Genomic DNA, 14071 nt, shown 5'->3' with positions numbered 1-14071 from the left:
GGCGCCCGTGAGGGTGGCGGATGACGGTCGGTCCACCCTGGACACGTCGCCGAAGCGGCAGTCACCATGTCCGCCGGCTGGGCAAAGCCCACGGACGTCTCAGCGCCGGCAATCCTGCGAATCTGATTGCTACATCGCCTTATATCGCCGACTGGGCTGGCTTAGTTGGGTGGGGGTGGTGGTTGTGGTTGGAATGGTTCGTACCACCACCATTGGGCGCGTTCGCCGGTGGGTCCGGGGTAGGGCGCGACGTTGGGTGGTGGGCTGGTGGGTGGGCGGGCCAGTGATCCGGGGTGCAGGTGGTGGCCGTCGCTGTCGGTGACGACGAGGTGGTCGGCGTCTCCGGTGATGGTGAGGAGGCCCTGGTGGTGCAGGCGGTGGTGATACGGGCAGACCAGCACCAGGTTGTTCAGGTCGGTGGTGCCGCCGTGTTCCCAGTGCCGGATGTGGTGGGCGTGCAGACCGCGGGTGGCTCCGCAGCCGGGAACCGCGCAGGTGGGGTGGCGGTGTTCCAGGGCGCGGCGCAACCGACGGTTGATGGTGCGGGTCGATCGACCGCACCCGATGACCTGACCGTCGCGTTCGAACCACACCTCGCAGGTGGCATCACAGCTCAGATACTGCCGTTCGGCATCGGTTAGCAGCGGGCCCAGATGCAGCGCGGCGATCTGCTCTTTGACATCGAGATGCATGATCACGGTGGTGCGTTGCCCGTGCGGGCGGCGCTGCACCTCGACGTCCCAGCCGGTCTCGATCAGCTGCAGGAACGCATCGATGTTCGTCGGCATCGGCGGATGCTGATCAGCGCTGGTGCCGCCACTGTTGTCGCGGTCGCGTCTCCACTGGGCCAGCAGTGCGTCACGATGGGACTGCAGCGCGGCTTCCAATGTCGCCGACTGCGCATGCGACAAGGTGATGCGCCAGACATCGAGCTCGGCGTCGTGGGAGGTCTTGGTGATCGCCGGCGGCGGGGTCGGCCGTGGATCGGGCTCGGGCCGGGGAGCCAACTTGATCGCGGTACGCAACTGGGAAACCGTGGCCGAATCAGCCAGCTGCGCGTAATGCTCATCTGAGCCCTCGGCGGCGCGCTGCGCGATCACGCCCACCTGATCCAGCGACAGCCGGCCCTCGCGTAACCCCTGCGCGCACCGCGGAAACGATTCCAGCCGGTGCGCCACCGCCGCGATGGTGTGGGCATTAGCCAGTGACGAACCGGTCTTCCACGCCACCAACGCGGCCACCGACCGCACCCCCGTGGCACCCCACAACCCGTCGTGGTCGATCTCAGAAATGATCTCCACGATGCGCCCATCGATCGCATTACGCTGACCCATCAACCCCGACAACTCCTCAAACAGCTCCCCAAGACGCACACCAGGACTCACATCGGTGCTGGCAGAGGCCACGGGCGAGGTCATGCCCTCAGCATCCCACCCGGGTCTGACAAGTCCGGTGGACGTGATTGGGTATCCCCGCGCGCCACGGCAACCGCGCCGTTGTTGACACCGCCAACCGTGTCCCGCGAGGGTGAACCCATGACGACGCAGCCACCCCGGTGGGGGCAGCAGAGCATCGCCGACCGGCTGGGCATCACCGCCTACCTGTTCGGCGTGGACCATCCGCAGGTGGCGTGGCCGTTCGGGATGGCGGTGTGGGGTACCGACGTCCGCAAGTTCTACGACAGCCTGACTGTGCTGGGCGAGTTGCCGGACGGTGCGGCGGTGCTGGATGTTCCGTGCGGGGGCGGAGTGGCGTGGCGCGGTCTGCGCCCCGGTCAGCAGGTGCGTTACGTCGCCGCCGACATCTCCCCGGACATGCTCGCCCGGGCCCGCCGCCGCGCCGAGCGCCTCGGCCTGGTCGGCGTCGAGTTCGCCGAGGCCGACATCGCGAGGCTGCCGTTCGACGACGGGGAGTTCGACCTGTGCGTGTCGTTCAACGGGTTGCATTGCCTGCCTGATCCGGCGACCGCGGTCGCCGAGCTGGCCCGCTGCCTGCGGCCCGGTGGCCGGCTGGTCGGCGATTCGTTGGTGCGCGGCGCGGGGCGTCGACAGGACCTGGCGTTCGCCGTCATGCAGCGCGCCGGCATGTTCGGTGTCGGCGGAACCGCCGACGAGTTGCACGCCTGGTTGACCGGGGCGGGGCTGACGGTACAGCGGCTGGCGCTCTCCGGTGCGGTCGCGCACTTCTCGGCGGCCCGGTGAGCGCCTTCGACGCGTTGTGTGCCAATGACCCGGAGTTGGCCGCGCTGCGGTCGGCGCTGCGCGATTTCCTGGCCGCCGACCGCGCCGAGTTCGGCTGGCAGCCGGCGGTGGATTGCTGGCTATCCCGTTGGGATGAAGGGTTTTCCGCGCGACTCGCTGATGCCGGATTCCTGGGCCTGACGATCCCGACCCGCTACGGCGGCCATGGTCTGGGACATCTGCACCGCTACGTCGTCACCGAGGAACTGCTGGCCGCCGGTGCCCCGGTCGCCGCGCACTGGATCGCCGATCGCCAGGTGGCGCCCGGACTGCTGGCCTACGGCAACGAGGAACAGCGGCACCGGATTCTGCCCCGCATCGCGGCGGGACGGTTCCATTCGGCGATCGGGATGAGCGAGCCGCAGGCCGGCTCGGATCTGGCGGCCGCTACCACCCGCGCCACCCGCACCGGCGGCGGCTGGCTGCTCACCGGGCGCAAGATATGGACCAGCGGCGCCCACCTCGCGCATCAGGTGGTGGTGCTGGCGCGCACCAGCTCGCCCGATCCGGCACACCGGCACGCCGGCTTCAGTCAGTTCCTGGTGCCGACCGATGCGCCCGGCGTGGTGATCGAGGCGATCATCGGGATGGACGGCGCACACCATTTCAACGAAGTGACCTACACCGAGGTGTTCGTGCCCGACGCCGACGTGCTCGGCGAGGTCGGCAACGGCTGGCACCAGGTGACCGCCGAATTGTCGTTCGAACGCAGCGGCCCGGAGCGGATCCTGTCGACCGCGCCGCTGATCCTGGCGCTGCTGGGTGCGCTGGGCCCCGGGATCGACGATGGCACCGCCGCGCGGGTCGGGGATCTGATGGCGCGGCTGATCTCGCTGCGCCAGCTGTCGGTGTCGGTGGCGCGGGCACTGGCCGACGGCGCCCAGCCCACCAACCAGGCGGCGCTGGTCAAGGATCTGGGCACCCGTTTCGAACAGGACACCGTGGAGCTGGTCGCCGACCTGCTCGACGCCGTCAAAGACCCGGAGGAGCTGCCGGCGCTGCTGGCCGCGGCGCGGCTGCACTCGCCGTTGTTCACCCTGCGCGGCGGCACCAACGAGGTGCTGCGCGGGGTCGTCGCGAAAGGGATGGGGCTGCGGTGACGACCTGGCTTGCCGGCGGCGTTTTCGCTGCCGCCGATACGGGCGACGAGTTCGCCGAATTGCGCCGGCTGGTCGACGAGATCGGTCGTCGTTCATTCGACGCCCGCACTCCGAATCGGGAGCCGGCATTCGACGGCGACCTGTGGCGCGCTCTGGAGGACACCGGGCTGACCCGGCTGACCAGTAGCGCCGCGGCGGGTCCGGGTGAGAGTGCGGTGGTGCTGCGCGGCCTGGCCCGCCACGCCGCCACCGCCCCGGTGGCAGAAACCGATCTGCTGGCCGGATGGCTGGCCGGGCGGGCCGGCATCGATGTCCCCGACACCGGCCCGTTGACGGTGGCGATCGCCGACGCTGTGCGTGCCGACGGTCGGGTCACCGGATCCGCCACCGACGTCGCCTGGTTGCCGTCGGCGCAGCGGGTGTTGCTGGCCGCGGCGACGGCCGACGGCCTGCTGGTCACCGCCGTCGATCCCGCCGAGCTTGACGCCACAGCGGGCCGCAATCTGGCCGGTGAACCCCGGGACGCGATCGCGTTCGACCTGCCGGCCGACCGATTCGAGGCGCTCGACGCGGCGGTGGCCGCCGAACTGACCCGACGCGGCGCCTGGGCCCGCTGCATACAGATCATCGGGGCGCTGGACGCCGCCGCGGAGTGGTCGGTGGCTCACACCCGCGAACGGGTGCAGTTCGGTCGCCCGCTCAGCGCGTTTCAGTCGGTGCAGCACGCGTTGTCGGCGATGGCCGGCGAGATCGAACGGGCCCGCGCCAGCGCGACGCTGGCCGTCGCGGCCGCGACCGACCACGGCTTCGCCAGCCCGCAGGCCGATTACGCCGTCACCGTCGCCAAGGTGGTGTTGGGCCGGGTGGTGCCGGTGGTGGCCCGCACGGCGCACCAGCTGCACGGCGCAATCGGAGTGACGCTCGAGCACCGGCTCTGGTGCGCGACGACGCGGGCCTACAGCTGGGTCGACGAATTCGGCAGTACCGCGCACTACGCCGGCCGGCTGGGCCGCACCGCACTTTCTTCGGGTTGGGATGTAGTGGTGGGCTCGGCGGGCTGCTGAATCAGCGTCGCCACCGGGGCGGCGGGGAGCCGGCGTCGTCGCCAGCGGGACTCCAACCGGCCGATCACCACCAACACCACCATTGCCAGCAGCACACCGGTCAGCACGTCGAAAACGAAGTGCTCGGCGGCATAGATCAGGCTGAAGATCATGATCACCGCGTAGGCGACCAGCAGCGGACGCCACCGCGCCCGCACCCGCCGCCACAGGAACATGGCGACCATCACCGTCAGGGCGGTGTGCAGCGACGGAATGGCGGCCACCAGGTTCACGCTGGCCTGCCCCTCGTCGATCAGCGAGCGAGCCGTATCCAGGTGCAGCGTCCCCCAGCCTCGGGTGGAGATCCGCTCCACCCAGCGGTGGGCTCCGGGCTGGGTGGTCTCCATGGCGCCCAGCAGTCCGCCGTCCGGCACGTGCGCGGCTGACCGGAACATGCACGGCGGGTTCGCCGGTCCGTCGGCGACCTCCTGCGCCGTGCACCGGGCAGCGGCCCAGGGCGGAGCCGCCGGCAGCAGCACGTAGATGCCCAACGCGACGAACTGCAGCGCGACGAAACGCAGCACGAACGCCTTCCAGTCGTCGCGGTTACGCAGCCACAGCACCCCGGCCACCACGTAGGGCAGGATGAAGAACGACATATAGGTAGTGCTCATCACCACCTCCCACCACGGCGGGCGCGCCTGCTTGAGGTGCTCTTGCAGCCAGACGGTGGGGATCGCCCCGAAGAACATCCATCGGTCGGCGTCGACCTGCGGATGCCACAGCGTCGGCGTGCCCAGGAACAGCGCCGCACCGCGGCTCAGGTCGTAGACGATGAGCACCAACGCGAACGGCAGCCAGTCCAGGACGACCTGCAGCATCCGTTGACGGCCGATGCTGGCCGCGATCAAACCGGTGCAGATGTAGACCAGCAACAGTTCCCGGTTGAACGCGAATCCGCCGGTCCACGTCCGAAACACCACCACGATCACCCAGGTGGTGACCGCGACGCGACGTATCAGGACCAGGCGTCGTTCGCGGATCGACGATGCGGCACAAGCATTATCGTCGGTGTCGGACGGCGCGTCAGCCATGGACAACCAGACACCTTTCGATCCGCCGGCCCGATGATCGCCGGCCAGATTTCCGCGTATACGCAATTTGCCAGCTTAGTTGGCCCGCGCCGCGCCGTCGGCAAACCGCCACCGATGTGCGTCCAAGGGAACAGCCCCGCACGCCAAAGCGTCCGGGGCTGTTCGTCAGGTGTCGCGATCGCCGACTCCGCGGTTGCGGATTAAGGGGCGCCGGCGCCACCAACACCGCCTGCGCCGCCCGGAAAATCTTGCCAAACTCGGCGAATAGTCTGATTCAACGGATCCTCAAGGCCAGCAGGTCTGCCCGTGTGCGGGCCGTCGCTCAGCTGTCGAGGAGCGGGGCGATGCCGGCCTCGACGTCACCCAATCCGGCCAGGTCAATGCCGAACCGCTCGGTCAGCTCCTCACAAACCTGAGCGGCGGTGTCGAACCGAATGCGTTCGGTGGCACCGTCGCGGGGATGCACGGCCAGGTTGCGGCCACGCAGGTTCCATCGCGCCTCATCGGTGACCAGCGCGACGCTGAGGCCGACGACGAATATCGAGTTCGGATGCGTCGAGACGTACCAGCTCCCGACCTGGCTGTCGATCAGCGGCCGCGGTTCGGTGGAGAAGATGTACAGCGGCTGCCAGGTGCCCGCGACCAACGCCTCCAGCAGGCAGTTGCCTCCGTGCGGCCGCAACCGGTACGGCTCGTGGCGGGTCTGCTGGACCTCGCCGGTGGCCAGCCGGATCGGCGACGACAGGGTCTGCCCACCGAAACCGACGTCGACCAGGTACGGGTCGTCGGCGCCGGGGAGCCGCACCGCCAGCACCTGATGCGTCTCGGAGTGTGGCGGGCCGTCGAGGCCGGCCGGATCCATCCACACCACCCGCCCGATCAGCCGGTCGACGCGAAACCCGAGGTCTGTCAGCGCATACCCGATCAGGTTGTTGTGCTCATAGCAGTAACCGCCGCGTCGGCGCCGCACCAGCTTGTCGGTCAATGCCGCCGGGCTCAGGTCGAACACCGGGATACCGAGCACCGGGTCGAGGTTCTCGAACGGAATGCTTCGGTTGTGCGCGGCGACCAGGGCGCTCACGGTCTCCAGCGTCGGCTCACCAGCGCCGGTGTATCCGATGCGGTCGAAATACGCCGCGCGGTCGAAGACCTGTTCGGCAGCCACAGCGGTGATGGTAACAACCCGCCCGGACCGGGTACTATGGGAAAAACTAGAACACGTTCCAATTTGAAGGGGGTACCCGGTGAACGCACCGGACACCGACGCAGACGTCACCCTGACGCCCACCGCCAAGTGGGATCCGCTGCTCACCGAGAAGGTGATGGGACTGCTTCGTCCCTTCCTGAAGACCTATCACCGCAGCGAGGTGCACGGCCTGGAGACCTTCCCGCCCGGCGGCGCCCTGGTGGTCTCCAACCACTCCGGCGGCATGTTCGCCATGGACGTTCCGGTGTTCGCCGCCGACTTCTACGAGAAGTTCGGCTATGACCGGCCGGTGTACACCCTGAGCCACGACGTCATCTTCACCGGGCCGACCGCCGACTTCTTCATCAAGACCGGATTCATCCGCGCCAACCACAACAACGCCGACGAGGCGCTGCGCTCCGGCGGAGTGGTCGTGGTCTTCCCCGGCGGTGACTACGACGCGTACCGCCCCACCCTGGAGGCGAACACCATCGACTTCGACGGGCGCACCGGCTACATCCGAGCCGCGCTGAACGCCGGCGTGCCGATCGTGCCGACGGTGTCCATCGGTGGGCAGGAGACCCAGTTCTACCTGTCCCGCGGTACCGGTCTGGCCAAGATGCTGCGGCTGGACAAGCTGATGCGGTCCAAGATCATGCCGATTTCGGTGGGCTTCCCGTTCGGGCTGTCCGCGGTGCTTCCGGTCAACCTGCCGCTGCCCACCAAGATCGTCACCCAGGTGCTCGAGCCGATCGACATCTCGGATTTCGGCGAGGACCCTGACATCGACGCCGTCGACGCGCACGTGCGCCATGTGATGCAGCAGGCGCTGGACAAGCTGGCCGCCCAGCGTCGCTTCCCGGTCATCGGCTGATCCGATGCTCGACGTGCTGACCCGGCTCACCCAAGCCGGTGGACTGCTGACCACGATGGCCCGGGCCGGGATGATCGCCGGGCTGCGACCGGATAAGTACCTGCGCATCGCCGCCGCCGCACGCCGCGAAAACCTCTCCATCACAAGCGGCTTCACCATGTCAGCGCAGCGCTGCCCGAATCGGCCCGGCCTCGTCGACGAGTTGGGCACGCTGACCTTCCGCCAACTCGACCAGCGCGCCGACGCGTTGGCCGCTGCCCTGCAAGGGTTTCCCGGCGGGGCACCCGCGGTCGTCGGGGTGATGTGCCGCAACCATCGCGGCTTCGTCGAAGCGCTGATTGCCGCCACCCGCATCGGCGCGAACGTGCTGCTGCTGAACACCTCCTTCGCCGGTCCCGCGCTGGCCGAGGTCGTCGAGCGGGAAGCGGTCGACGCGGTCATCTACGACGACGAGTTCACCGACTCGGTGGATGCGGCGCTGTCGGGGCGCACCTCGTGTCGCCGGATCGTCGCGTGGACCGACGCCCCCACCGGGCACGACACCGTCGAGGCGTTGATCACCACGCATGCCGGCCGGCGCCCGGTGTGGGGCCGCACCGGAAAGCTGATCCTGCTGACGTCTGGAACCACCGGCACTCCCAAGGGCGCCAAGCATTCCGGCGGTGGCATGACCGAGCTCAAGGCGATCCTCGACCGGATTCCCTGGCACACCGAGGAAACCACGGTGGTGGTCGCGCCGATGTTTCACGCCTGGGGCTTCTCCCAGCTGGTGTTCGCCGCGTCGTTGGGCTGCACGGTGGTGACCCGGCGCAAGTTCGACCCGGAAGCCACCCTGGCGCTGATCGATGAGCACCGCGCCACCGGCCTGTGCGTGGTGCCGGTGATGTTCGACCGGATCATGGACCTGCCCGAGGACGTGCGACGCCGCTACAGCGGGCGGACGTTGCGGTTCGCGACCGCGTCCGGCTCGCGGATGCGTCCCGACGTCGTGACCGCGTTCATGGACGAGTTCGGCGACGTCATCTACAACAACTACAACGCCACCGAAGCCGGCATGATCGCCACCGCCACCCCCGCGGATCTGCGAGTGGCGCCCGATACCGCGGGCAAACCAGCTGTGGGCACCGAGATACGGATCCTGGACGCCGCGTTCCGTTCGGTGCCCACCGGCGAGGTCGGTCAGATCTTCGTGCGCAACTCCAACCAGTTCGACGGCTACACATCAGATTCCAAAGGGGCCACCAAGGACTTTCACGATGGCTTCATGGCGTCGGGCGACCTGGGGCGGCTCGACGAAGCAGGCCGGCTGTACGTGGTGGGCCGCGACGACGAGATGATCGTCTCCGGTGGCGAGAACGTCTACCCGATCGAGGTGGAGAAGACGCTGACCGCACACCCCGGTGTCGCCGAGGCGGCGGTGCTCGGTGTCGACGACGACGCCTACGGGCAACGGCTGGTGGCGTTTGTGGTGTTGCGTCTCGGGGCACAGGTGACCACGGACGATCTCAAGCAGCATGTCCGCGACAACCTGGCCAACTACAAGGTGCCGCGCGACATCACCGTGCTGGATGAATTGCCGCGCAACACCACCGGCAAGGTGCTGCGGCGGGAGTTGCAAGCCCGGGCCTGATCGCGCGGTCGTGTCGAAGACGTGTGCTCGACGACACCACTAGTTCGTCGCCGACCAGCTGCGAGTGGCATTTGCCCGACGCCTCAGCGGCGTGTCACGTCGTGAGAATGCCACTCGGTGCGTACAGACGACTCACGCCGGGGGCATCGCGGTTTCCACATGGGTCAGCTCATCGGAAAGCCCCGCAGCCCTGCGGATTTCGATGAACTCCTCGACCATGGCGTCGGTGATCTCGTGGGGGTCGCGCACGCTGGCGTTGTCGGTCAGCACCGAGATGTTGATCTGGTCGACGTAGCTCCACACCGTGATGTTCACCCCACTGGCCGCGGTCAACGGACCCACCGAGTAGATCTCGGTGACCAGTGCGCCACCCACCCGGCCGCGTTCGCGCGGGCCGGGGACGTTGGAGATGTTGAGGTTCAGCATCTTGTTCTGTACGTCTGGGGTGTCCAGCTTCTTGAACATCGATTCCGCCAGCGCCGGCGGCATGTAGTTCGACCATCGGCTGATCAACTCGGGCCCCATCAGCTGGTGGCTTTCCTTGGCGCTGGTGGCCGCCTCCTTGGCCTGCCGCACCCGGTCCAACGGGTCGTCGGCCTCCACCGGCAGCGCCACCAGGACTCCGGAGAATCGGTTGCCGGAGATGCGGTCCGGGGAGAAGTCGAAGCTCATCGGCACCGACGCCAGCAGCGGGTGTTCGGCGGCGCCGTCGTACTGCAGCAGCAGGCGACGCAACGCGCCCGCCGACATGGACAGCACCATGTCGTTGATGGTGGCGCCCAGTGACTTTCCGGTTGCCTTGACATCGGCCAGCGCCAAAGTCGCGGTGGCGAAACGACGTTCGGCGGTGATCATATGGTTCATGAAGGTCGGCGGCGGGGCGAACGGCCGGGTCAGCTGCGACAGTTTGCGGGTGCTGCGACGCACCCGCCCGATACCCGCGGTGGTGTAGCCGATGGTCGCCGGCACCTTGCCCAGTTGGCGCATGTGATCGCCGAACGCCGACCGCATCAGTTGCCCTCGGGTCGGTTCGGGATCGGTCCGGTAGGAGTCGCGGTCGGCCTGTGGGCCGGTGGTCAGGTCCATCCCTCGGGCCATCAGGTTGGCCGAGGCGATGCCGTCGGCGAGCGCGTGGTGAATCTTGCCGACCACCGCGATCCGGTTGTCGGCCAGCCCTTCGATGAAGTACATCTCCCACAGCGGCCGGCTGCGGTCCAACTGGGTGCCGGCGATCTCACCGATCGCCTCGTCGAGTTCACGGCGACCGCCCGGCGCGGGCAGCCGCCACGGCCGAATGTGGTAGGTCAGGTCCACATCGCAGTTCTCCCGCCACATCGGGTGGTGGAACTTCCAGGGGATGTCGACCAGTTGGTAGCGGAACGGATCCAACTTGTAGAGCCGACTGTGGATGACTTGGCGGAAGTCGTCGATGCCGAAGTTTCGGTGGTCTTCATCGAGGGCGATGACCGCGATTTTCAGGGTGTGCATGTGCACGCCCGGAGTCTCGCTGTAGAGCAGGACCGCGTCCCACCCGCTCAACCGCTTCACTACCGGGTCACCGCCATGCAGGGACCATACATGCGGGTGGTGATCAAATGACTCGTTTGGTCCCGATCAGCGTTCGGCTGCGGTGAATCTGGTTGAGGAACAGCCCGATTGCGGTGGCCATCGCACCGGTGCGGGCACCGTCGGTCATGTCGAAGCCGTGTCCGGCGCCGGGCAGCTCGACATAGCCGACCGCCGAGGACGACACCGACCGCAGCCGCGCCACGAAGTCGCGGGCCTGCTCGACCGGGATGACGGAGTCGGCGCTGCCGTGGATCACCAGGAACGGCGGGGCCTTGGGGTGCACCCGCGCGATCGGTGAGGCTTTGCGGTACAGCTCGGGGTTGCGCTTGATGGTCTTCTTGACGACCACCCGCTGCAGGAAGTCGACGAAGTCCGCCCGCTCCGGGGTGGACCGATCCTCCCAGTCGTAGCGGCCGTAGATGCCGACCACCGCATCCACTGCGGTGTCGGAGCCGTCGGGCAGGTCGGCCTGCAGTTCCCGGTCGTTGCCGGTCAGCCCGGCCAGCGCGGCCAGGTGACCGCCGGCCGAACAACCGGCGACCGCGACGAAATTGCGGTCACCGCCGAACTTGTCGACGTTGGCGTGCGCCCAGGCGATGGCGGTTTTCACATCGGTGATGTGGCGCGGCCAGCGGTGATGCGGGGCGACCCGGTAGTCGATGGACAGACACACCCAGCCCTGCTCGGCCAGGTGCGACAGCAGGGCGTAGCCCTGCAGCAGCCGGCTGCCGTGCACCCAGGCACCGCCCGGCACGAAGATCAGCACCGGGGCCGGCCCGTCGGGCAGATCAGCGCGGCGCCACACGTCCAGCAACTGGGCCGGGTCGCTGCCGTACTGGACCGAGCTGCGGTACAGGTGGCGGCGATGCTCCAGGGCCCGCCACACCGGCGGGGTGCGCTCGGGTTGCGGCCACTCGATGTCGAGATCGGCGGCCGGCACGATGCCGCGCAGCGCGGCGTCGGCGACGGCGCGGGTCTGGTCACGCTCTTGCTTGCGGACGGCGCCGATGCCAGGGGTGAACCAGGATTTCGCGGTGCTGGACCAGAAGCTGGGCACCTGACGTGCACCCCAGACGCCCATCGCGGTGACGCCGCCCAGCGGCTCCAGGCGCTTGCCGATCACCGGGAGGGAAGCCAGGGCCACGCTGGATGCCAGCATGTAGTCAGCGGGGCGGGCGCGCAGGAACCAGCGGGCCCGCCGGGTCATGGCGGGCGTGATGGTTTCAGTGCGCCGAGGGCGCGGTCCAACCGTCATTTCCGGAGCGTACCCCGCCCGATGTCGGGTCATTCACAATGCCGCCGGGTCGTCGCAACCGCATGTTGGCGGGAGCGCAATACTGGGCTGATGCCCAACCGTGAGTTCCATCCCGACCTGCGTCGCGTCGCCCGGTTGCTGCCCCGTGGCGGGATCGGTCCCCGCACGCTGCCGGTGCTGCAAGGCCTCAGCCGCGTGACGGGGCGTCGCACCGCCAAGGACATCGAGGTGCTCACCCTGGCATCGGGCGTCGGAGTCCGGCTCTACCGCCCGGCCGACGCCGGCCCGGCGCCCGCGCTGTTGTGGATCCACGGCGGCGGATACGTGATAGGCGACGCGTCCATCGACGACGCACTGTGCCGGAAGTTCAGCCGCGAACTCGGCATCACGGTCGCGTCGGTGGACTACCGGCTGGCACCCAAACACCCGTACCCGGCCGCGCTGGAGGACTGCTACGCGGCACTGACCTGGCTGGCCGGGCTGCCGGCGGTCGACGGTGCTCGAGTGGCGATCGGCGGGGCCAGCGCCGGGGGCGGGCTCGCCGCCGCGCTGGCACTGCTGGCCCGGGACCGTGCCGAAATCCAGCCGGCGCTACAGCTGTTGGTGTACCCGATGCTCGATGACCGCAGTGCGGAGCTGCCCCCGAATCCGAACTACCGGCTGTGGAATCCGGGCAGCAACAAGTTCGGCTGGGGCGCCTACCTGGGCGATGCCGATCCGCAGCTGGCAGTACCGGCCCGCAACGCCGACCTGAGCGGGCTGGCTCCGGCGTGGATCGGCATCGGCACCCTGGACCTGTTCTACAACGAGGACCTGACCTACGCGGAGCGGCTGCGCGACGCCGGGGTGCCGTGCCACCTCGAGGTCGTCCCGGGCGCCTTTCATGGGTTCGATCGGCTGGTGGCGCGCGCGTCGGTCTCGCGGTCGTTTTTCGGCAGCCAGTGCGCCAGCCTCAACAAGGCCTTCGCATGACGGCCAGCGGCGACGAGCAGCGGGCGCTGCGCGACGCCGTCGCCGATCTGATGGCCAAGCACTCTGGTGAGGAGCAGGTGCGGGCGCTGATGGCGTCCGATACCGGATTCGACGCGTCGGTGTGGCGGGATCTGGCGGCGATGGGCCTGCTGGGGCTGCTGATTCCCGAAGAGTACGGCGGGGCCGGTGCGGGCCCGGTGGAGATCGGCATCGTGTGTGAGGAGATGGGCCGTTCGCTGCTGGTCAGCCCGTTCCTGGCGACCGCGGTGCTGGCCGTCAATCTGTTGGCGGAGGTTGCCGATCCGGCCGAGCAGGCAGCGGTCTGGCCGCGGATCGCCGCGGGCGAGCTGATCGCCGCCATCGCCTACGCCGAGGACGGTTCGGCCCGGCCCCCGGAGAGCATCGCGACATCGGCCGGTGCCATCGGCGACGCCTGGCATGTCACCGGATACAAGCACTTCGTGCTGGACGCGGCGGTGGCCGACGTGCTGTATGTACTGGCCGGCACGGACGCCGGCCCGGCGGTGTTCGCCGTGGAACGCGGCGCGACCGGTCTCGACGTCACGCCGCTGAGCACCGTGGACGCCACCCGCAAGCAGTACCGGGTGCAGTTCGTCGACACCCCCGCCCGCCTGGTCGGCCGACAGGGTGCCGGGTTGGCGGCGTTCACCGCGGCGCTGGACCGTTCGGCGGTCGCGCTGCTGAGCGCGCAGGCCGGCGGCGCGCAGCGCGCCACGGCGATGGCGGCCGACTACGCCAAGACCCGCTATCAGTTCGGCCGGGCGATCGGCAGTTTCCAGGCCGTCAAGCACCTGTGCGCCGACATGCTGCTGGAGTCCGAGTCGGCGACCTCGGCCGCTCGCGTGGTCGCCGCCTCCTTCGCCGAGGCGGCGCCGTCGCGGCTGGCGGACCTTGCTCTGGCGCAGGCGTATTGCGCGGATGCGTTCGTGTTCGTCGCGGCCACCAACATTCAGGTGCACGGCGGGATCGGTTTCACCTGGGAACATCCCGCCCATCTGTATCTGCGCCGGGCCCGCAGCGACGCCCAGCTGCTGGGCAGCCCGTCCTGGCACCGTGAGCGCTACCTGCAGCAGATCGGAGCGTGACC

The 14071-nt window shown here is 68.8% G+C and carries 12 protein-coding genes; 7 read left to right on the top strand and 5 right to left on the bottom strand.

What is annotated here, in order from left to right; genetic code table 11:
- Nucleotides 1-161: 161 nt before the first annotated feature.
- Entirely contained in the window at nt 162-1418 is a 1257-nt protein-coding gene (locus tag AC5Y36_RS10080) for an HNH endonuclease signature motif containing protein (protein ID WP_500040743.1), read from the bottom strand.
- Between the two features lie 117 nt (nt 1419-1535).
- On the opposite strand from AC5Y36_RS10080, the gene AC5Y36_RS10075 reads away from it, so the two are divergent.
- Genes AC5Y36_RS10075 through AC5Y36_RS10065 form a run of 3 tightly spaced genes read left to right on the top strand, consistent with a single transcriptional unit; the run spans nt 1536 to nt 4404 of the window.
- Nucleotides 1536-2201, top strand: a complete 666-nt coding sequence (locus AC5Y36_RS10075) for a class I SAM-dependent methyltransferase (RefSeq protein ID WP_500040742.1) — start codon at nt 1536-1538, stop codon at nt 2199-2201.
- Nucleotides 2198-3340 (top strand): acyl-CoA dehydrogenase family protein, encoded by a 1143-nt coding sequence (locus AC5Y36_RS10070; protein ID WP_500040741.1) that lies wholly within the window; start codon nt 2198-2200, stop codon nt 3338-3340. Before AC5Y36_RS10075 ends, AC5Y36_RS10070 begins: the two co-directional genes overlap by 4 nt.
- Entirely contained in the window at nt 3337-4404 is a 1068-nt protein-coding gene (locus AC5Y36_RS10065; protein WP_500040740.1) for an acyl-CoA dehydrogenase family protein, read from the top strand. Before AC5Y36_RS10070 ends, AC5Y36_RS10065 begins: the two co-directional genes overlap by 4 nt.
- Here the strand turns inward: AC5Y36_RS10065 and AC5Y36_RS10060 are convergent.
- On the bottom strand, nt 4332-5477 hold the full coding sequence (locus AC5Y36_RS10060) for a phosphatase PAP2 family protein (RefSeq protein ID WP_500040739.1): 1146 nt from the start codon (nt 5475-5477) through the stop codon (nt 4332-4334). The genes AC5Y36_RS10065 and AC5Y36_RS10060 overlap by 73 nt on opposite strands.
- 322 nt (nt 5478-5799) lie before the next feature.
- A complete protein-coding gene (locus tag AC5Y36_RS10055; RefSeq protein WP_500040738.1) occupies nt 5800-6642 on the bottom strand; it encodes an arylamine N-acetyltransferase family protein in 843 nt (280 codons plus the stop codon).
- A 79-nt stretch (nt 6643-6721) separates the two neighbouring features.
- On the opposite strand from AC5Y36_RS10055, the gene AC5Y36_RS10050 reads away from it, so the two are divergent.
- Complete coding sequence (locus tag AC5Y36_RS10050) at nt 6722-7537, top strand: 1-acyl-sn-glycerol-3-phosphate acyltransferase (RefSeq protein WP_500040737.1); 816 nt, start codon at nt 6722-6724, stop codon at nt 7535-7537.
- Nucleotides 7538-7541: 4 nt separating this feature from the next.
- On the top strand, nt 7542-9167 hold the full coding sequence (fadD12, locus tag AC5Y36_RS10045; RefSeq protein WP_500040736.1) for an acyl-CoA ligase FadD12: 1626 nt from the start codon (nt 7542-7544) through the stop codon (nt 9165-9167).
- Between the two features lie 132 nt (nt 9168-9299).
- On the opposite strand, the gene AC5Y36_RS10040 is transcribed toward fadD12, so the two are convergent.
- Nucleotides 9300-10715 carry a WS/DGAT/MGAT family O-acyltransferase gene (locus AC5Y36_RS10040; protein ID WP_500040735.1) on the bottom strand — a complete coding sequence of 472 codons (1416 nt, stop codon included), beginning with the start codon at nt 10713-10715 and terminating at the stop codon, nt 9300-9302.
- Nucleotides 10716-10758: 43 nt separating this feature from the next.
- Nucleotides 10759-11943 (bottom strand): alpha/beta fold hydrolase, encoded by a 1185-nt coding sequence (locus AC5Y36_RS10035; RefSeq protein ID WP_500040819.1) that lies wholly within the window; start codon nt 11941-11943, stop codon nt 10759-10761.
- A 138-nt stretch (nt 11944-12081) separates the two neighbouring features.
- Between AC5Y36_RS10035 and AC5Y36_RS10030 the strand changes: the two genes are divergently transcribed.
- Both AC5Y36_RS10030 and AC5Y36_RS10025 read left to right on the top strand, forming a co-directional pair.
- Nucleotides 12082-12963, top strand: coding sequence for an alpha/beta hydrolase (locus AC5Y36_RS10030; protein ID WP_500040734.1), 882 nt, complete (start codon nt 12082-12084; stop codon nt 12961-12963).
- On the top strand, nt 12960-14069 hold the full coding sequence (locus AC5Y36_RS10025; protein WP_500040733.1) for an acyl-CoA dehydrogenase family protein: 1110 nt from the start codon (nt 12960-12962) through the stop codon (nt 14067-14069). The genes AC5Y36_RS10030 and AC5Y36_RS10025 overlap by 4 nt, the downstream gene beginning before the upstream one ends.
- Nucleotides 14070-14071: the final 2 nt, after the last annotated feature.

The sequence above is a fragment of the Mycobacterium sp. NGS50 genome, from assembly GCF_059812545.1.
Note: the sequence above shows the minus strand (reverse complement) of the source record. Positions and strands in the feature narration are given on the sequence as shown.